At 66.5% G+C, this 18,955-nt stretch carries 12 protein-coding genes; 7 read left to right on the forward strand and 5 right to left on the reverse strand.

What is annotated here, in order from left to right:
* Nucleotides 1-197: 197 nt before the first annotated feature.
* Nucleotides 198-3,047, forward strand: coding sequence for a valine--tRNA ligase (locus ACA097_RS07460; RefSeq protein ID WP_371369441.1), 2,850 nt, complete (start codon nt 198-200; stop codon nt 3,045-3,047).
* Between the two features lie 91 nt (nt 3,048-3,138).
* On the opposite strand, the gene ACA097_RS07465 is transcribed toward ACA097_RS07460, so the two are convergent.
* On the reverse strand, nt 3,139-5,043 hold the full coding sequence (locus tag ACA097_RS07465) for a M14 family metallopeptidase (protein ID WP_371369443.1): 1,905 nt from the start codon (nt 5,041-5,043) through the stop codon (nt 3,139-3,141).
* Between the two features lie 237 nt (nt 5,044-5,280).
* Between ACA097_RS07465 and ACA097_RS07470 the strand changes: the two genes are divergently transcribed.
* From ACA097_RS07470 to rlmF, 4 genes are all read left to right on the forward strand, one after another.
* Entirely contained in the window at nt 5,281-6,936 is a 1,656-nt protein-coding gene (locus ACA097_RS07470) for a thiamine pyrophosphate-binding protein (protein ID WP_371369445.1), read from the forward strand.
* Between the two features lie 104 nt (nt 6,937-7,040).
* Nucleotides 7,041-8,873, forward strand: coding sequence for an SLC13 family permease (locus ACA097_RS07475; protein WP_371369447.1), 1,833 nt, complete (start codon nt 7,041-7,043; stop codon nt 8,871-8,873).
* An 18-nt stretch (nt 8,874-8,891) separates the two neighbouring features.
* A complete protein-coding gene (locus ACA097_RS07480) occupies nt 8,892-9,188 on the forward strand; it encodes a helix-turn-helix domain-containing protein (protein ID WP_043249529.1) in 297 nt (98 codons plus the stop codon).
* A 256-nt stretch (nt 9,189-9,444) separates the two neighbouring features.
* On the forward strand, nt 9,445-10,434 hold the full coding sequence (rlmF, locus tag ACA097_RS07485; protein ID WP_371369449.1) for a 23S rRNA (adenine(1618)-N(6))-methyltransferase RlmF: 990 nt from the start codon (nt 9,445-9,447) through the stop codon (nt 10,432-10,434).
* Here rlmF and ACA097_RS07490 read toward each other — a convergent pair.
* Nucleotides 10,431-10,973 (reverse strand): hydrolase, encoded by a 543-nt coding sequence (locus ACA097_RS07490; protein WP_371369451.1) that lies wholly within the window; start codon nt 10,971-10,973, stop codon nt 10,431-10,433. The genes rlmF and ACA097_RS07490 overlap by 4 nt on opposite strands.
* A 715-nt stretch (nt 10,974-11,688) precedes the next feature.
* Here ACA097_RS07490 and ACA097_RS07495 point away from each other — a divergent pair.
* Nucleotides 11,689-12,180 (forward strand): Bro-N domain-containing protein, encoded by a 492-nt coding sequence (locus ACA097_RS07495; RefSeq protein ID WP_371369454.1) that lies wholly within the window; start codon nt 11,689-11,691, stop codon nt 12,178-12,180.
* A gap of 366 nt (nt 12,181-12,546) precedes the next feature.
* The gene (locus ACA097_RS07500; protein ID WP_371370491.1) at nt 12,547-13,146 is read left to right on the forward strand and encodes a sugar O-acetyltransferase; all 600 of its coding nucleotides are present in this window, start codon (nt 12,547-12,549) and stop codon (nt 13,144-13,146) included.
* Nucleotides 13,147-13,389: 243 nt separating this feature from the next.
* On the opposite strand, the gene ACA097_RS07505 is transcribed toward ACA097_RS07500, so the two are convergent.
* From ACA097_RS07505 to sbcD, 3 genes are all read right to left on the reverse strand, one after another.
* Nucleotides 13,390-13,881 carry a Dps family protein gene (locus ACA097_RS07505; RefSeq protein ID WP_043256937.1) on the reverse strand — a complete coding sequence of 164 codons (492 nt, stop codon included), beginning with the start codon at nt 13,879-13,881 and terminating at the stop codon, nt 13,390-13,392.
* Between the two features lie 376 nt (nt 13,882-14,257).
* Nucleotides 14,258-17,698: an AAA family ATPase gene (locus tag ACA097_RS07510; protein WP_371369456.1), complete on the reverse strand. Its 3,441-nt coding sequence runs from the start codon at nt 17,696-17,698 to the stop codon at nt 14,258-14,260.
* The gene (gene sbcD / locus ACA097_RS07515) at nt 17,698-18,918 is read right to left on the reverse strand and encodes an exonuclease subunit SbcD (protein ID WP_371369459.1); all 1,221 of its coding nucleotides are present in this window, start codon (nt 18,916-18,918) and stop codon (nt 17,698-17,700) included. Before sbcD ends, ACA097_RS07510 begins: the two co-directional genes overlap by 1 nt.
* Between the last annotated feature and the right edge of the window lie 37 nt (nt 18,919-18,955).

Here is an 18,955-nt window from a genome sequence, read left to right on the forward strand (position 1 = left end):
CTCATCCGCGAAAATCCTCACGCCGAGCCCTTGTAGGCGCGCGCCATGCGCGCAATTCGCGGACAAGGTCCGCTCCTACACGGGCTCGCCGGCGGGAAACGCCGCCATGCGCGCCGATCCCCGGTGGCCGCCACCCCTCGCCAGCCGTTATACTCAGCGGTTTTCCGTCTAGCCGCTTAAAGGGTCCCGCCGCGCTCATGGACAAGACCTACCAGCCCCACGCCATCGAATCCCACTGGTACCCGACCTGGGAGAAGAACAACTACTTCGCTCCGCAGGGTTCCGGCGAGCCGTACACCATCATGATCCCGCCGCCGAACGTCACCGGCAGCCTGCACATGGGTCACGGCTTCAACAACGCCATCATGGACGCGCTGATCCGCTACCGCCGCATGCAGGGCCGCAACACCCTGTGGCAGCCGGGCACCGACCATGCCGGCATCGCCACCCAGATGGTGGTGGAGCGCCAACTGGCCGCCCAGGGCATCGGTCGCCACGACCTCGGCCGCGAGAAGTTCCTGGAGAAAGTCTGGGAGTGGAAGGAGCAGTCCGGCGGCACCATCACCCGCCAGATCCGTCGCCTGGGTTCCTCCGTGGACTGGTCGCGCGAGCGCTTCACCATGGACGAGGGCCTGTCCAACGCGGTGAAGGAAGCCTTCGTCCGCCTGTACGACGACGGCCTGATCTACCGCGGCAAGCGCCTGGTCAACTGGGACACCAAGTTCCACACCGCCATTTCCGACCTCGAAGTGGAGAACCACGACGAGAAGGGCCACCTGTGGCACCTGCGCTACCCGCTGGCCGACGGTCACAAGACCGCCGAAGGCAAGGACTACCTGGTCGTCGCCACCACCCGTCCGGAAACCATGCTCGGTGACAGCGCGGTCGCCGTGCACCCGGAAGACGAGCGCTACCAGGCCCTGATCGGCACCTTCATCGAACTGCCGCTGGTAGGCCGCCGCATCCCGATCATCGCCGACGACTATGTCGACCGCGAGTTCGGCACCGGCTGCGTGAAGATCACCCCGGCCCACGACTTCAACGACTATGAAGTCGGCAAGCGCCACGACCTGCCGCTGATCAACATCTTCGACAAGGACGCCGCGGTCCTCGCCACCGCCCAGGTGTTCCACCTCGACGGCAGCGTCAACGACCAAATCGACGCCAGCCTGCCGGCCGCCTACGCCGGCCTGGACCGTTTCGTCGCGCGCAAGCAGATCGTCGCCGACTTCGAAGCCGCCGGCCTGCTCGAGAAGATCGACGACCACGCGCTGAAAGTGCCCAAGGGCGACCGCTCCGGCACCGTCATCGAACCCTGGCTGACCGACCAGTGGTACGTCTCCACCAAGCCGCTGGCGGAGCCTGCCATCGCCGCAGTGGAAGACGGCCGCATCCAGTTCGTGCCCAAGCAGTACGAGAACATGTATTTCAGCTGGATGCGCGACATCCAGGACTGGTGCATCAGCCGCCAGCTGTGGTGGGGCCACCGCATCCCGGCCTGGTACGACGAGGCCGGCAACGTCTACGTCGGCCGCGACGAGGCGGAAGTACGCGCCAAGCACAACCTGGGCGACGCCAAGCTGCGCCAGGACGATGACGTCCTCGACACCTGGTTCAGCTCGGGCCTGTGGACCTTCTCCACCCTCGGCTGGCCGGAACAGACCGAGTACCTGAAGACCTTCCACCCCACCGACGTGCTGGTGACCGGCTTCGACATCATCTTCTTCTGGGTCGCCCGGATGATCATGCTGACGATGCACCTCATCAAGAACGGCGACGGTAGCGCGCAGGTTCCGTTCAAGACCGTCTACGTCCACGGCCTGGTGCGCGACAGCCACGGCCAGAAGATGTCCAAGTCCAAGGGCAACGTGCTCGACCCGCTGGACATCGTCGACGGCATCACCCTCGACGCGCTGCTGGAGAAACGCACCAGCGGCATGATGCAGCCCAAGCTCGCCGAGAAGATCGCCAAGCAGACCAAGGCCGAGTTCCCCGAAGGCATCGCCAGCTACGGCACCGACGCCCTGCGCTTCACTTTCTGCTCGCTTGCCTCCACCGGCCGCGACATCAAGTTCGACATGGGCCGCGTCGAGGGTTACCGCAACTTCTGCAACAAGCTGTGGAACGCCGCCAACTTCGTCATCGAGAACACCGACGGCAAGGATTGCGGCGTGAATGGCGAGCCGGTCGAGCTGTCCTCGGTGGACCGCTGGATCATCTCCCAGCTGCAACGCGCCGAGCAGGAAGTCGCGCGCCAGCTCGACGCCTTCCGCTTCGACCTCGCCACCCAGGCCCTGTACGAGTTCGTCTGGGACGAGTACTGCGCCTGGTACCTGGAGCTGGTCAAGCCGGTGTTGTGGGACGAGAACGCCTCCATCGAGCGTCAGCGCGGCACCCGCCGCACCCTGATCCGCGTGCTGGAAGTGGCGCTGCGCCTGGCGCATCCGTTCATGCCGTACATCACCGAAGAAATCTGGCAACGCATCAAGGGCCAGGCTGGCAAGTCCGGCGACACCCTGATGCTGCAACCCTGGCCGATCGCCGACGAGTCGAAGATCGATGCCGCCGCCGTGGGTGACATCGAGTGGGTCAAGGCGCTGATGCTGGGCATCCGCCAGATCCGCGGCGAGATGAACATCTCCATGGCCAAGCGCATCGACCTGGTGCTTAACAACGCCTCGCCCGAGGACCACCGCCGCCTGGCCGAAAACGAGCCGCTGCTGATGAAGCTGGCCAAGCTCGAAACCATCCGCGTGCTGGACGAAGGCGAAGAGCCGCCGATGTCCGCCACCGCGCTGGTCGGCGACCTGCAGGTGCTGGTGCCAATGGCTGGGCTGATCGACAAGGCCGCCGAAATGGCCCGCCTGGACAAGGAAATCCAGCGCCTGGAAGGCGAAGTCAAACGCGTCGGCGGCAAGCTCGCCAACGAAGGCTTCGTCGCCAAGGCCCCGGCCGACGTGATCGAGAAGGAACGCGCCAAGCTCGCCGAAGCCGAGCAGGCCGTCACCAACCTGATCCAGCAGCGCGAGAAGATCGCCAGCCTGTAAGGTCAGGCGGTAAAGCACAACGGCGCCCTAGGGCGCCGTTGTCGTTTCTGTAGGGCGTACAACCGTTCGCGGTTATACGCCGTAGCCAACCTCAGAACACCGCCCCCACCGGATACACATAGGCATTCACGTCATGGAACGGCGTGCGCTCGAAGAACCACTGCAGGCGCGCCTGCGGGTTCTTGGCGAAGGCCTTGTCGCTCTTCAGCTTCTGCTCGAACTCGGCCTTCAGCTTCGGGTCCTCGGCGAGCATCTTCCGCGCCATCGGCTCCATCACGTATTCCTCGGGCTCCTCGGCCACCACCAGGGTCGAGTTGAAGAAGCCCCAGGACCAGAAGGAGTCCGGGCTCTCGGCCGTCAGCAGGTTGACCGCCAGCACGCCCAGCGGCTGGTCGGTGTCGATCACCACCGAGCCGGCCGGGAAGGTCTGCAGGCGCTGGAACGGCTTGGCGCTGCCGCTGACCAGCAGGTGCCCCTCATAGCCGGGAATCTCGTTGGCCGCCGCGCGGTCGGGCTCGAAGCCGCCGGCCAGCTTGATGCCGTCCATGCGGTAGAGCGTCACCTCGATGGGCGTCGGCTGGTCCAGGGTCTTCATCTGGATGCCGTGGGCCTTCAGGCGGGCGATGACCTCGCTCCACTGCACCGGCACCACGTACTGCTTCGGCCGCCTGACCACGAGGTCCGGCACCGAGTTGTCGCTGATCGGCACCTCCAGCTGCTTCGGCTTGTTGCTCCATACGATGGTCTTCGCCCCGGTGATCGGCGACTGCTCGTAGCGGTAGTCACCGACGACGAAGGGCGTGTGCTGTTCCTTGCCGGGCTTCCAGGTGAGCGTCACCTCCTGCTCCGCCAGCAGGCGCTCGCGGTCCTTGGCGATGGCCGCCTTGAGCGAATCGGCGTTGTCGCCGATCACCTGGAACATCGCCTTGAGCATCACGTAGTTGCCCAGCACCTGGGTTTCGTAGGGATGCAGCGCGTGCTGCTCGATGAGGACCGAGGGCACGTTGCGGATGTCGCCGTACTGGTTGGAGAAGCGCGCGAGGTCTGTGCGATACGGGTAGTAACCCTTGGCCGGGTCCTGGTTGTCGTTGAGGCTGATGCACTCGTGAACCACGTGGCCGTCGCCTTCCAGCTCCTTGTACACCGGGCCGCGCATGACCTTGTCCATCCATTCGCTGGAGGCCGGCGACCAGCCGTTGCCGTTGTGGCAGTACGAGCTGTCGTAGGGGTACATGGCGCCGTCGGTGGAGTGGGTATCGGCGAAGAAGCTCAGGTCGTACTGGTTGAACACCCAGGCGACGTTGCGGATCTCCGCGCTGTCGAGCTTGGTGAAGTCGCGGTTGAGGTTGAGGTTCTGGCCGTTGACGCGCCAGCCGGTGACCGCCGGGCCGTTCTGGTTGATCCGCCCATAGGCGCTGCGGCGCAGGTCGCCATCGACGTTGACCGTAGGGATGAAGAGGATGTTGACCTTCTCCAGCAACCCGGCCAGCGGCTTGGCGCCGGTGACCATGTCGCGCAGCAGCATGAACATCGCGTCCTTGCCGTTGGCTTCGCCGGGATGAATCTCGGCCTCGACGAAGAGCGTCGGCCTGCCGGACTGGTTCAGCGCGGCCGGCGACTTGTCGGCCAGGGTCGAGGCGGTCACCAGCAACATCGTTTCGCCGGTGGCGCTCTTCTCCGGCAGCTCGGTCAGCTGCAGCTTGCCGGCGGAGGCCTCGACCAGCTTCTGCAGATATTCGCGGGTCTGGTGATAGTCGCTGGTCTGCGTGAAGCCGCTGGATTCGGCGAGGGTGATCAGCGGGTCACCGGCCTTGGCGAGGTAGCGGGTGCTGGCGAGCTTCTGCTCGAACATCGGCGGCAGGATGCGTTGCCTGGCTGCCGCCGGGTAGGCGCTATCGTCGATGTAACCAGGCGCCTGGGGTAGCGTGGCGTGGGCTGGCAAGCTGGTGCCTAGCAGCAGAGCCGCGAGCAGCGGATGAAATCCTTGAGAGCGCATGGCGGGCCTCCTTTCGTGGTGATTCAAAGACCCCGAACACCTTAGTCCAGCCTCCCCCGGGCCGAACCAGACCGATTGCCACATGCGTCATTCCGGCGCGGAATGACCTCGTGAAGAAAGGTCGCTTGGCGCACCTGCCCCTTTGCCCCGAAGATCGGCACGCCGGGCCGCGCCCGGCGGGGCTCGTCGGCGCTCCGTCGGAGCGGCCGCGGCCCGTTATCCACAGGAGCCCGAACCATGTCCGACCTCCCCGTCCGCAACGGCGGCCAGATCCTCGTCGACGCCCTGCTGGGCAATGCGGTGGACACCGTCTACTGCATCCCCGGCGAAAGCTACCTGCCGGTGCTCGACGCCCTGCACGACGCGAGCAGCATCCGCACCTTCGTCACCCGCCACGAAGGCGCCGCCTCGAACATGGCCGACGCCTACGGCAAGCTCACCGGCCGCCCGGGCATCTGCTTCGTCACCCGCGGCCCGGGGGCGACCCACGCGGCCAACGGCGTGCACACCGCCAAACAGGATTCGACGCCGATGATTCTCTTCGTCGGCCAGGTGGAAAGCGCCTTCATGGGCCGCGAGGCCTTCCAGGAAGTGGACTACCGGCAGATGTTCGGCGGCCTGGCCAAGTGGGCCACGGAGATCGACGACATCGCGCGCATTCCGGAAGTGGTCGCCCAGGCCTTCGCCGTCGCCCAGTCCGGCCGTCCCGGCCCGGTGGTGATCGGCCTGCCGGAGGAAGTGCTGTTCGGTTCCGCCCAGGTCGCCGACGTTCCCGCTCCGCGCATTCCCCAGGCCGCCCCGCCGGCCGCCGCCCTGCATGAGCTGCGCAGCCTGCTCAGCCGCGCGCGCAAGCCGTTGCTGGTCATCGGCGGCACCGGCTGGGACGAATCCTCACGCCATGCTTTGCAGTGCTTCGCCAAGACCAATGACCTGCCGGTGGTAGCCTCGTTCCGCCGCCAGGACCTGTACGACAACCGCGACGCGCAGTACGTCGGGCAGCTCGGCTTCGGTGCTTCGCCCAAGCTCACCGCGCGGGTGCAGGAAGCCGACCTGCTGCTGGTGCTTGGCTCGCGCCTGAGCGAAACGCCCAGCGCCGGCTACACGCTGATCCAGAGCCCGCAGCCGAAGCAGACGCTCATCCACATCCATCCGGACGCTGCCGAACTGGGCCGCGTCTACCAGTCCGCGCTGCCGATCCAGGCGAGCATGCCGGCCATCGCTGCCGCACTGGATGCCCTGCCGCCGCTGACCGAGCGCCCGTGGAGCGAATGGACGGCCGAAGCCCGCGCCGATTACCTCGCCTATTCGACGCCACCGGCGCCCTCGGCCGAACTGGCTGGCGTCGACCTCGCGGCGGTGGTCGGCTACCTCGCCGAAACCCTTCCCGAGAACGCCGTCATCAGCAACGGCGCCGGCAACTATGCCGTGTGGGTACACCGCTTCTATCGCTATCGTGCGGCGCGGTGCCAACTTGCCCCCACCAACGGCGCCATGGGCTACGGCTTCCCCGCCGCCATCGCCGCCAAGCTGCGCGATCCGCAGCGCAGCGTGGTGTGCTTCGCCGGCGACGGCTGCTTCATGATGTACCCGCAGGAGCTGGCCACCGCCGTGCAGTTCGGCGCGGCGCTGATCGTGATCGTGGTGAATAACGGCATGCTCGGCACCATCCGCATGCACCAGGAACGCGAATACCCGGGCCGCATCTCCGGAACGGCACTGCATAACCCGGACTTCGTCGCCCTCGCCCGCGCCTTCGGCGCCCACGGTGAACTCGTCGAACGCACCGAGGACTTCGCCGCCGCCTTCCAGCGCGCCCAGGCCAGCGGCAAGCCGGCGCTGATCGAACTGCGCACCGATCCACGGCAGATCACACCCGTCGCCCGGCTGAGCTGACACACCGCTGCGTCCCGGCCAGGCTTCGCTAAGCTGCATCGGATCAAGGCATTTCGTCTTTATCCGCAGGCAGAATGTGCTGCGAAGTCTGGCTAGGGAAGCACATGAATCCGCAACTGCTCTGGGTCCTGTTCCTGCTCGCCACCGCGGTGGCGCTGTTCATCCTCAACCGCCCGCGGATGGACGTAGTGGCCCTGCTGGTGATAGTCGCGCTGCCGCTGTCCGGTGTGCTCAGCGTGTCGGAAGCCCTGGCCGGCTTCGCCGATCCTTCCGTGATCCTGATTGCCGCACTCTTCGTCATCGGCGAAGGCCTGGTGCGCACCGGCGTGGCCTACCGCATCGGCGAATGGCTCGCGCAGAAGGCCGGCAACGACGAGAACCGCCTGCTGGTGCTGCTGATGCTGGCGGTGGCCGGGCTCGGTTCGGTGATGAGCTCCACCGGCGTGGTGGCGATCTTCATCCCGGTAGTACTCAGCGTCGCCGGGAAGCTGCGCGTCTCACCTGCTCGCTTGATGATGCCCCTGAGCTTTGCCGGGCTGATCTCGGGCATGCTCACCCTGGTCGCCACGCCGCCGAACATGGTGGTGCACAGCGAACTGGTGCGCGAGGGCGAGCCGGGCTTCACCTTCTTCAGCTTCACCCCCATCGGCCTGCTGATCCTCGCCTTCGGCGTGGCCTACATGCTCGTCGCCCGCCGCTGGCTTGGCGCGAACGAAGGAGCCGGCGGCAACGCCACGCAACGCCGCTCGCTCAGCGACCTGATCCGCGACTACCAGTTGGCCGGGCGCGAACGCCGCTTGCGCATCCGCCCCGGCTCCAAGCTGATCGGTGTCACCCTCGGTGAAGTCCAGCTGCGCTCGCAGCGCGGCACCAACGTCATCGCCATCGAGCGCCTGGCGAGCTTCCGCATGAAGATCCTCAGCCCCAGCGCCGAGGTGGTCTTGCAGGCCGGCGACGTGCTGCTGGTTGACCTGTTCCAGCCGGACATCGACCTGCTCGCCCTCTACCACGAATACGGCCTGGAGCCGCTGAGCCTGCACGGCGACTACTTCACCGAACGCGCCCACGAGGTCGGCATGGCCGAGGTGATGCTGCCGCCGGAGTCCCGGCTGCTCGGCAAGAGCGTGCTGGAGCTCGCCTTCCGCAGCCAGTACGGCCTCAACGTCGTGGGCCTGCGCCGCGCCGGCGAGGCGCTGGTCGAAGGTCTGCTGGAGGCGAAACTGAAAGTCGGCGACACGCTGCTGGTGGTCGGAACCTGGAAAGCCATCCGCCAGTTGCAGAGCAGCGGTCGCGACTTCCTGGTGCTCAACCTGCCGGCCGAGGTGGACGAAGCCGTGCCCGCCGCGAGCCAGGCGCCGCACGCGCTGTTCGCCCTCGGCCTGATGGTGGTGCTGATGGTCAGCGGCATGGTGCCCAACGTGGTCGCCGCGCTCATCGCCTGCCTGCTGATGGGCGCCTTCCGCTGCATCGACATGGACAGCGCCTACCGCGCCATCCACTGGCCGAGCCTGGTGCTGATCGTCGGCATGCTGCCCTTCGCCCTGGCCCTGCAGAAGACCGGCGGCATCGCCCTGGCCGTGCAGGGCCTGGTGGCCGCGCTGGGCGGCGCCGGCCCCTACCTGATCCTCGCCAGCCTGTTCCTGCTCACCGCGCTGATCGGCCTGTTCATCTCCAACACGGCCACTGCCGTGCTGATGGCGCCGGTCGCCATCGCCACGGCCAAGGCCCTGGGCGCCGAGCCGGAGCCCTTCGCCATGATCGTCGCGCTGGCCGCCTCGGCCGCCTTCATGACGCCGATTTCCTCGCCGGTGAACACCCTGGTGCTCGGCCCCGGTGGCTATCGCTTCGGCGACTTCGTTAAAGTCGGTGTCCCCTTCACCCTGCTGGTGATGATCGTCAGCGTGCTGCTGGTGCCCTGGCTGCTGCCCCTGCACTAATAGAACAAGGAACACCCCATGGAAGTGAGCAAGACCAAGAGCAGTTTCTACCGCCGCCTGTACGTCGCCTGGCTGGTCGACAGCGGCAAGGCGAGCAGCGTGCCGGCGCTGATGGAAGCCACCGGCATGCCCCGCCGCACCGCCCAGGACACCCTGGCCGCGCTGGCCGACCTGGATATCGACTGCGTGTTCGAGCAGCACGACGGCGAACGCAACAACGCCGGGCACTACCGCATCCGCGACTGGGGCGCCATCGACCCGCGCTGGATCGAGGCCAACCTTCCGAAGATCAAGGCGGTGCTGGAGTACCCCTGAGGCACGTTTTCTGGATCCCCGCGTTCGCGGGGACGACGCATCATGCCGAACGTCATTCCCGCGAACGCGGGAACCCAGTTGCGCACAACGAACCGGGCTCGACCCCGCCCCCCTGTAGGAGCGAGCTTGCTCGCGAACCGACTCCACGCAGGGCTGTTCGCGAGCAAGGACTAGGCGTCCCCCTCGATCCTACGAAGAGCAGAACGCGCGGTTCTGTGGGAAAATCCCCCTCCGCTCCCCTGCCCCGCCGCCCGTCATGCCGAAGCCGCCGAAACGTCCCGCGAAACCCCAGCCGCTGCGCGATCCCGCCGCGAAGAAGCCCGACCTGCTGCACCCGCGCAACCGCCACCAGGGCCGCTACGACTTTCCCGCACTGATTGCCGCAAGGCCCGAGCTCGGCGAGTACGTGATCACCAACCCCTACGGCAAGCCGAGCATCGACTTCGCCAACCCGCAGGCGGTGCGGGTGTTCAACCGCGCGCTGCTGAAGGCGCAGTACGGCATCGCCCACTGGGAGATTCCCGCCGACTTCCTCTGCCCGCCGATCCCCGGCCGTGCCGACTACGTGCACTACCTGGCCGACCTGCTCGCCGAGGACAACGCCGGCAGCGTGCCGCGCGGCCACGCCGTGCGCCTGCTGGACATTGGCGTGGGCGCCAACTGCATCTACCCGCTGATCGGCCACCGCGACTACGGCTGGCACTTCCTCGGCGCCGACATCGAGCCCGCCGCCCTGGCCTCGGCGCGCAACATCGTCATGGCCAACCCGGGCCTGGCCGAAGCCATCGAACTGCGCCAGCAGCCCGAACCGAAGCACATCTTCCACGGCTTGCTGCACAGCGACGAACGCTTCCACGCCAGCCTGTGCAACCCGCCGTTCCACGCCTCACCCGAAGAGGCCAGCGCGGGCAGCAAACGCAAATGGAAGAACCTCGGCAAGCTCGACCCGTCGCGCAAACTGCCGCTGCTCAACTTCGGCGGGCAGAGCAACGAGCTGTGGTGCGAAGGCGGCGAAATCGCCTTCCTGCGGCGCATGGCGCGGGAGAGCACGGACGTGGCGCAGCAGGTGCTGTGGTTCAGCTCGCTGGTTTCCAAGGCCGGCAACCTCGACGACTTCCGCCGCGCCCTCAAGCAGGCCGGCGCACTACTGGTACGCACCGTGGACATGGCCCAGGGGCAGAAGCAGAGCCGCTTCGTCGCCTGGACCTTCCACGACGCCGAAGCGCGCGGCGCCTGGTATCGCTAGCGGATGAACTCGCGGCTGATGCTGCGGAAAATCTCGCTGCCGGCACGCTCCAGCCACTCGAAGGCAACCATCTCGCGGCTGACGATCACCGCGCCGGCCTGGCGCATGCGCTCCAGCGCCAGCGCCCTGTCCTCGGGCCGCCGCGAACCAACGGCCTCGGCCACCACGAAGACCTCACGGTCCTCCGCCAGAAGGCCGAGCACGGTCTGCAGCACGCAGACATGCGCCTCGGTGCCGCACACCACGAACTGCCGGCGCTCACCGCCGGGCATCTGCAGCAGGCCGGGATCGGTCACGGCGGAAAAGGCGATCTTCTCCAGAATCGCTTCGGCCGGCAGTTGCTCACGCAGCATCGGCAAGGTAAGGCCAAGGCCCTTGCTGTACTGCTCGCTGGCCAGCGTCGGCACACCCAACCGCCGCGCCAGTGCCAGCAGCCAGGCAGCGTATTCGAGCACCTGCTCGCCCTGGTGGATGGCGGGATAAAGGCGTTCCTGGATATCGACGATGAGCAGCGTCGAGGTCTGTGCACGGATCAGCATGGCGGGCTCCTGGGGCAAGGTAGACGATCACTATAGGCACGCCCTTTTGTAGGAGCGAGCTTGCTCGCGAACGATTCGGCGGCACGGCTGGTTCGCGAGCAAGCTCGCTCCTACAGTGCTCCTGGCCGATCAGAAATATCCTCAATGCGCCTGGAAAGAGACGTAAGCCCTTGCCAGCGGCCCCAGCCTCCCAATTTCCTGCGAAGCTCGCCGACGAATCGCGCGAGGAGGCCTCGCGCCTGCCGGTTCCTAGCCCCGGTCTGTCAACCTCGCGCGATTCGCTGCTCGGTCCATGGCGGACCCTGCGGGAAGGCCTTCGGGTCTGCCGGTTCCTGATGCCGGTTCGCCAATCCTGCAGGGTCGCCTCCACTCCATGGGCCCCCTCCTTGCGCGACAACTCGTCTCTCCCCTGCACTTCTCCTTGCCCACCCTTCGTCACCTGCCTATCCTGCGCCGGTCACGGTCAATCCCGTGGCCGGGTTTGACAGCCCAATCGACAAGGCGCGATAGCGCCGCTCAGGTGCATGCGGAAACAGCGAATGTTTCTGCAGGCACAGGCACGCATGCAGTTTGCTGCAATGCTCAATGGCGGATCGCGCGGGGAGACCCTTGTGGTCTGCCGGTCCTTGTCCCGGTCTGTCAACCCCGCGCGGTCTGCCACCCTTCGAATGACAGCGGAGGTGGCAGCACTTCACTCCGACAAGGAATTCGAAGCATGCACGACGCATACACCCCCACCACCTTCCTCCGCTTCAACCGCCCGCTACGCGCAGTCCTGATCGACGACCAACCCTGGTTCGCCGCCCGCGATTTCTGCCGGCTGATGGGCCATCGGCATCCCGAACGCATCGTTCTCCAGTTGGAGGACGATCAACGCCGCGAGGCCCTGCTCGCCCATGCTGGCGGTGCCAACAGCGAAACGCTGATCAGCGAGTCGGGGCTCTACAAGGCCTTCTACCGCTACCAGCACCCGGAGAATCGCCACCTGCGCCGCTGGCTCACCCAGGAGGTGATCCCGACGCTGCGCGACCAGGTCGCCACCGCTGCGTGGAAGCCGCGCCGGGCGTTCCTCAGCTGGGACGGTGCGCGGGTCAGCCTGTTGGAATGGCAAGGTGGGTTATGGGTGCCGCTGGAGGAGCTACCGCGCTTCAGCCGGCCGATTGAAGAGCCCGCACGTCGCAGCCTGGGAGGCTGGCTGCGGCGTTGAAGCACGAGGGTTGGATGGAACGTACGGCGTATGACCCTCCGGGTTATCCGCCGTTTGGCCGGTCCGCACTGGGTCGAACCTGCAGTTGCCCAAAGCGCTGCGAGTTCGGCGGCGGCGTCGACGATGAGCCAGGTTTAGCGACGCGCGACTGGGACAGACTGGCCAGCGAGCTGAGCGCTAGCTTGGCCACTGAGTGATGAAGCCCCCCGGCCTGCGCCTCACTCGCCGCCTGGTGGCGACAAGCCCCTCCGGGCAGTAACATCGCCGTTCCAGAATCAGTCCCTACAGATTTGCGATCTACAGTCGCCTACTGGTTTCAATCTCTGCACGACAACAGGAAACAGGCTTGAAGCCTATTCATTGTCGGTGCCGATTTCGCCGTTTCGGGCTCAAGCCGCGTACCAGGCAGCAAGCATCATGTTTTTCAGATTACTGATCAGCCTCAAGAAAAGAATCACCGCGCGAGACTTCTGCCGGGTCTTCAATGCCTCGGACCTGGGCAAGAAGAAATACAACAGACTCTTACAGAAGACCGGCGTGATATCCCCGGGCAACACGGTGATACGCCCTCCCTTCTATTTCGAGTACGGCAACATCAGTTTTGGTGATCGGGTCTTCGTCAACACCGGATGCATATTTCTGGACAACGCTCCCATCACGATTGGCGCTCGCACGCTTATCGGTCCCGGCGTCAAGTTTTGCACTACCACCCATCACGTATCCCCGTCGATTCGCCATGAAAGGAATCTCGACGCACCCATATCAATAGGCAGCAACTGCTGGATTGGGGCAGGCACCGTCGTGCTTCCAGGAGTCATCATCGGCGACAACAGCGTAGTGGCAGCCAACAGCGTCGTTACTCGAGATATCGAGCCAAACGCTCTTTACGCTGGCGCTCCAGCGACCCGCAAAAGAAGTCTCGATATTGACGTGCAGAAGAGCGTGCCGATTCCTGCACCTGTATGACCTGCAAGCACTCCTGATCTCCAACCACCTACCCCCAAACTCTCCAAATCGCGTAAGGCGGATGACATCATTTGTCGCTTGGCCCTGGTTACGGAGCCCGCCGAGTTAGACCGTGGAATCTCCGTCACCCAAGCGCTCCGATTTCAACCATGACGTCGAAGATGGGCAAGGTGTGGCGGCGGTCGGCATCGGTGAAAACAAAAGGCCCCTTGCGGGGCCTTTTGCGTGGTGCTGGCGGATCGATCAATGCCCCGTCGGATCGCCGCGGCGGCTGGTTTCGAAGAGGAACCAGGTGCGCTGTTCGGTTTCGTCGATCCAGTTCTCCAGAAGGCTGGCAGTGGCGATGTCGCGGTGTTCGTCGCACAGGCCGTGGACTTCGCGCATCAGGGCAGTGAGGGTTTTGTTGTCCTCCTGCAGCTCGGCCAGCATGTCCAGCGGCTGGACGAACTCGGCGTCGTTGTCGGCGATGCGCTTGACCCGCGCGATGTGGCCGATGGAACGAATGGTATTGCCGCCGATCTTGCGCACGCGTTCGGCGATCGGGTCGGTCATGGCGAAGAGTTCGGTGGCCTGGTCGTCGAGCAGCAGGTGGTAGTCGCGGAAGTGCGGACCGCTGACGTGCCAGTGGAAGTTCTTGGTCTTCAGGTAGAGCGCGAAGACGTCGGCGAGCAGGCGGCTGAGCGCGGCGCTGAGGTCGCGTGTGGCGTCCTTGCTCAGGTCCGAGGGCGTGGCCAGGGCCGGTGCGCGGCGCGGTGCGGGCTTGCTCGCGGCGGCGCTGGCGCTCTTGGCCGCAGGCTTGGCGGCAGCCTTCGCAGCCGGTTTGGCAGCGGCAGGCTTGGCAGCGGGTTTGCTCGCAGCGGCCTTGCTGGCGGCCGGTTTCGCGGCGGGTTTGGCGGCCGCCGGTTTCTTCGCGGTGGCTGCGGATTTCTTCATCTTCGATCACCTCCGGGGTCTGTGGATGCCGCCCCTGGGTGCGCCGCGCATGGCGGCATGGGACGAGCCGGACGCACTCCCTGCGCATGACCTTCTTGGCGAAGAGTGCGCCCTTGAGCCTATATCGGGTTGCCTCGATTGCAAGTCAGCGCACCCGGGGCGGGTGCGCCGCATCGCCTCAGGGCTTCACCGCGAAGCGTGCATCCAGCCGGCTGTACCCCATGCCCACGCCCTTGTGCACTTTCAGCTGCACCGGGATGCGCTCCTTCAGCGCCTCGACGTGGCTGATCACGCCGATGGTCTTGCCGCTGTCGTTGAGGCTGTCGAGGGCATCGAGGGCGACTTCCAGGGTCTCGCCGTCGAGAGTGCCGAAGCCTTCGTCGAGGAACAGCGAATCGATGCTGGTCTTGTGGCTGACCAGGTCGGACAGCGCCAGGGCCAGCGCCAGGCTGACCAGGAAGCTCTCGCCGCCGGACAGCGTGCGGCAATCGCGGGCGACGTCGCCCTGCCAGGTGTCGACCACCTCCAGCTCCAGCTCGCCTTCGCTGCGCCGCGCCAATTGGTAACGGCCATGCAGGCGCTGCAATTGGCGGTTGGCGAGATGCACCAGGTGATCGAGGGTCAGGCCCTGGGCGAAGCGCCGGTACTTGGCGCCGTCGGACGAGCCGATCAATCCGTTGAGGCGCTGCCAGAGATCATGGCTTTCCTCCTGCGCCCGGATCTCGGCGAACAGAGCCTGCTGGCTGGCGCGACGCGCATCGTCGCCCAGCAACTGTGCGCGCACTTCGCCCTGGCGCTGGCCGAGTTCGCGAAGTTGTACGGCGAGGGCCTGCAACTGCTCGTCCAGTTCGGCCAACGCCAGCTCGGTGCGCGGCTCGGCGCGCAGCCGTGTCTCGCTTTCCTCGGCCGCCGCGCGCAAGGCGATGGCTTCGGTCAGCGCGGTGTCGAGGCGCGCCTTGAGGTCGGCCAGGCTTGCACGTTCTGCGTCGTCCAGCAGCGCAGCCAGGAAGGCTTCCAGGTCGGCGAAGGGGCTCTCCTCCAGCGCACGTTGCCACGTGCTTTCGCTGTCAGCTGCTTGAGCGCGCGTCTGCTCCAATTGGGCCGCCAGGCTCTGCTCGCGCCCGCCCAGCGCATCAGCCTGACGCTGCGCCTCGGCCAAGGCACTGGCCGCTGCTTCCATTGCTTGCTGTGGATCATCGGCGGGCGCCGGCTCCGGCAGGGGTTGCTCGCCGCTGGCCTGCCAACGTGCCGCCCACTGCGCGGCCTGGGTTTCGGCCTCGCCGAGCGCGGTGCGCGCCTCGCTCTCGCTCGCCTGCAACTGCTGGTCGCGCTGCTGGAGTTTTTGCCAGTCGCGCCACTCCTGTTCGCGCGCGGCGAGCCAGCTTGCCGCGTCATTCGGCAAGGCATCGGCAAAGCCGTCCAGCGCGGCCAGCAGAACGCCGGCCTGCTGCTCTTCCTGGGCCTGCACCTGCGCCAGGCGATGTTGTTGCTCGGCAAGGCGCTGACGGGCGTTCTCCAGATCGCGCTGCAACAGAGCCTGCTGCTGGAGCGCGCTGCCGTGATTGCGCTCGCTGGCTTCGCGAGCAGCAGTCGCGCGTTGCAGCTCGGCCTTGCCGGCATCGACAGCGGCGAGCCGTTCCTGGACCTGCGCCAGGGCCGTTTCCTGTGCCTGCCGTGCCGCATTCAGCGCGGCCACGTCGGCGATCTGCAGGGCCTGCTCGGCGAGCAGACGTTGCCAATCGGCATCCAGTTGCTGCTGTTGCTGGTGACTCTGGTCGAGCTGCTGGCGGGCCTGTTCTGCCTGGGCCTCCAGGCGCGCGAGCTCACCGGCCAGCGCCTTGCCCTGCTCTTCCAGCGCGGCCAGGGCGGATTTGCATTCGTCCAGATCGCGGCGAGTCTGAGAGACGTCCAGCGCCTGGTAGCTGGCGATGGCCGGGTGCTCGTGGGAACCGCACAGCGGGCAGGCTTCGCCCGGCTGCAGCTGCGCGCGATAGGCCTCCAGGGCCTGGATGCGCTGTTCCTGTTCGAGCAGTTTTTCCTTGTCGGCGACCTGCTGCTTCAGCGTCTTGTAGCGCTCGCGCAGCGCGGCGATTTCGCCGTTCTTCTGCTGCTGTCGCTGCTGCAAGGCGTCGAGTTGCGGCTGCAGGCGGGCGACCTGCGCGGCGCCCTGCTGGCGAGCGTCGGCGATCTGCTCCAGGCGATCGAGGGTCCGCGCCTGCTGTTGCAGACGTTGCCAATGCTCGCGCAGGCCGGACTCGCCGCCCTCCCCCAGCAGCACCTGCAACGCCTGCTGGCGTTGCGTCTCGGCTTCGCGTGCCGCATTCAGCTGTTGCTCAGCCGTGGCCAGGGCCGCGCGCTGCGCAGCCAACTTCGCGTCGAGGGATTCGATGCTAAGGCTGGCCTCCTGCAAACGCGACTGCGCGCCGGCGTGCTCACCGCGCAGTTGCTCGCGCAGCTCGAACTGCACTTTCCAACCGCCCAGCAGCTCTCCGAGACGCGAACGCTGCGGCTGTTCGGCCAGTTGCTGCTGAACCTGCCGGCGTTGCTCGACCAGATGCTCCAACGCGCCCTGCCGCTGCTCGCGGAGTTGCAAGGCATGGCGGCTGGCCTGCCAGAGGCTGCGGATAAGCTTCTCGGCATTGTCCCGTTGCTGGCGCTGGATATCTTCCAGCGCCCCTTGTGCCTGTGCAGCGCGTTGTTGCGCCTGGGACCAGCCCTGGTGCAACGGTTGCAGGCGCGCCGCCGGCTCGCTGGCGGCCAGGCGTTGCAGGTCGGCAGACGAGTTTTCCAATGCCAGGCGCGCCTGGCTCTCGCGCTCCAGCGCTTGCTGTCGCTGCTGTTCAGCTCGCGTCATGTCCTCGCGCCAACGTCGTTGAGCCTGCAGGTCCTGCTGGCGCTGGTTGAGCGGTTGTTCCTCGGCCAGCAGGCGCTCAGCCTCGGCTTCCAGCTCCGCGCGCTGTTCGACGCTCAGCAGCTCCATGCCTTCGGCGCGTGCGCGCAGCTGGTCGAGGCTGGCGCGGGCCTCGCGGGTGCGTTCGAACACGCGCTGCGAGATCAGCCCGTAGATTTCCGTGCCGGTGAGCTCTTCCAGCAGTTCGGCGCGCTCGTTGGCGTTGGCTTCGAGGAAGGCGGCGAACCCGCCCTGGGCCAGCAGCATGGACTTGGTGAAGCGGCCGAAGTCGAGGCCGGTGAGTTGTTCGGTCTGGCGCAGCTTGTCGTTGATCTTGTCGGTGAGGATCTCGCCCTCACCGCCAGCCACGTCGATGCGCGCCAGCTCGACCTTGGGCGCCTGCAGCGCGCCATCGATCTTGTCGCGGGCGCGGCGCTGGCTCCAGAAGGCGCGGTAGCGCTGGCCCTTCACCTCGAACTCGACCTCGGCGAGGCAGTCGGCGGTGTGCCGGGTCATCAGCTCGTTGCCGCTCTGCGACAGCGTGTTCATCCGCGGCGTGCGGTGGTAGAGCGCAAGGCAGATGGCGTCGAGCAGTGTGGTCTTGCCGGCGCCGGTGGGCCCGGTGATGGCGAACAGGCCGTTGTCGCGGAATGGCTCGGCAGAAAAGTCGATCTTCCACTCGCCCTTGAGCGAGTTGAGGTTCTTCAGACGCAGACTGAGGATGCGCATCAGGCTTGCTCCTCGCTCAGCTCGGCGACGACTTCGCGGTACAACCCGGTCAGTTGCCGGCGCAGCGGCGGCTCCAGGGTCTCGGCGTCCAGGCGCTGTTCGAAGACATCCTCGGCGGAAAGCTCGTCGAGCGTCTCGCGCGCTTCGCTGAACAACCCGGCCTGCTGGTTGCCGCGCTCACGGCGGGTACGCAGCACTTCCACCGGCAATTCGGCGCAGAGCTTCTCGATGCGTACCTGCAGGTCGCTGAGGTAGTCGTCCTCGCGCACCAGCACTTCGAGCCACACCGGCTGCTCCGCCGAGCCCAGGCGCGCGGCCTCGGCCAGCGCGGCGGGCAGGCTTTCGAGGTTGCCGGCCAGCGATTGCAAGTGCTGGAAGCACGGCACCGGCAGCGGCGTCACGGCGCGCAGGCCGTTCTCGTCGAGGTCGACCAGCAACACCTCCTTCGTCTGCCGCGCCTCGTCGAAGCTCAGCGGGATCGGCGAGCCGCAATAGCGGATGTGCTCCAGGCCGCCGACCTTCTGCGGCCTGTGGATATGTCCGAGGGCGATGTAGTCAGCCTGGGGGAAGGCCGTAGTGGGGAAGGCTTCAAGGCTGCCGACGTAGATTTCGCGCACCGATTCGCTAGCGCTCGCGCCCACGGTGGTCAGGTGCCCGGTGGCTATGATCGGCAGCTTGCCGCCCAGCTCCGCGCGCCTGGCTTCGGCGAGGGCGAAGAGCGCCTGGTAGTGCGCCTGGATGGCCTGCTGCAGGGCGAGTTGCTTGTCCTGTGCGCTCTGCCCGGCCTGGCTGGCCAGCAGGTCGCGCGGGCGCAGGAAGGGGATCGCGCAGAGCAGCGCGCCGGGCGTGCCGTCGCGCTGCGGCAGCACCAGCAGTTGCTGGTCGAGGTCCGTACCTACGGCCGCGACAACTCGCGTGCCGAGTACCGCCAGCAGCTCGCGCGACTCTTCCAACATCGCCACCGAGTCGTGGTTGCCGCCGAGCACCACCAGCGCCGCGCCAGTCTCGCGAAGCTCGACGATGAAGCGGTTGTACTGCTCGCGGGCGTAGCTGGGCGGCGCGCCGGTGTCGAAGATGTCGCCGGCGATCAGCACCGCGTCCACGGCGTGCTCGCGCACCTGCTCCACCAGCCAGCGGCAGAAGGCGCGGTGTTCGGCCTCGCGGCTCTTGCCCATGAAGTGCTGGCCGAGGTGCCAGTCGGAGGTGTGGAGGATGCGCATGCGCCTGCTGTCCCGAATGCCGTTCAAGGGCGCCGAT

The organism is Pseudomonas sp. QL9, from assembly GCF_041409665.1.
Lineage (GTDB): Bacteria > Pseudomonadota > Gammaproteobacteria > Pseudomonadales > Pseudomonadaceae > Pseudomonas > Pseudomonas knackmussii.

What these genes read in the sequence shown, in the direction of transcription:
- ACA097_RS07490 (WP_371369451.1), bottom strand. Translation starts at nt 10,973, where the DNA reads ATGCTGATCCGTGCACAGACCTCGACGCTGCTCATCGTCGATATCCAG.
- ACA097_RS07460 (WP_371369441.1), top strand. Translation starts at nt 198, where the DNA reads ATGGACAAGACCTACCAGCCCCACGCCATCGAATCCCACTGGTACCCG.
- sbcD (WP_371369459.1), bottom strand. Translation starts at nt 18,918, where the DNA reads ATGCGCATCCTCCACACCTCCGACTGGCACCTCGGCCAGCACTTCATG.
- ACA097_RS07470 (WP_371369445.1), top strand. Translation starts at nt 5,281, where the DNA reads ATGTCCGACCTCCCCGTCCGCAACGGCGGCCAGATCCTCGTCGACGCC.
- ACA097_RS07475 (WP_371369447.1), top strand. Translation starts at nt 7,041, where the DNA reads ATGAATCCGCAACTGCTCTGGGTCCTGTTCCTGCTCGCCACCGCGGTG.
- ACA097_RS07480 (WP_043249529.1), top strand. Translation starts at nt 8,892, where the DNA reads ATGGAAGTGAGCAAGACCAAGAGCAGTTTCTACCGCCGCCTGTACGTC.
- rlmF (WP_371369449.1), top strand. Translation starts at nt 9,445, where the DNA reads ATGCCGAAGCCGCCGAAACGTCCCGCGAAACCCCAGCCGCTGCGCGAT.
- ACA097_RS07510 (WP_371369456.1), bottom strand. Translation starts at nt 17,698, where the DNA reads ATGCGCATCCTCAGTCTGCGTCTGAAGAACCTCAACTCGCTCAAGGGC.
- ACA097_RS07495 (WP_371369454.1), top strand. Translation starts at nt 11,689, where the DNA reads ATGCACGACGCATACACCCCCACCACCTTCCTCCGCTTCAACCGCCCG.
- ACA097_RS07465 (WP_371369443.1), bottom strand. Translation starts at nt 5,043, where the DNA reads ATGCGCTCTCAAGGATTTCATCCGCTGCTCGCGGCTCTGCTGCTAGGC.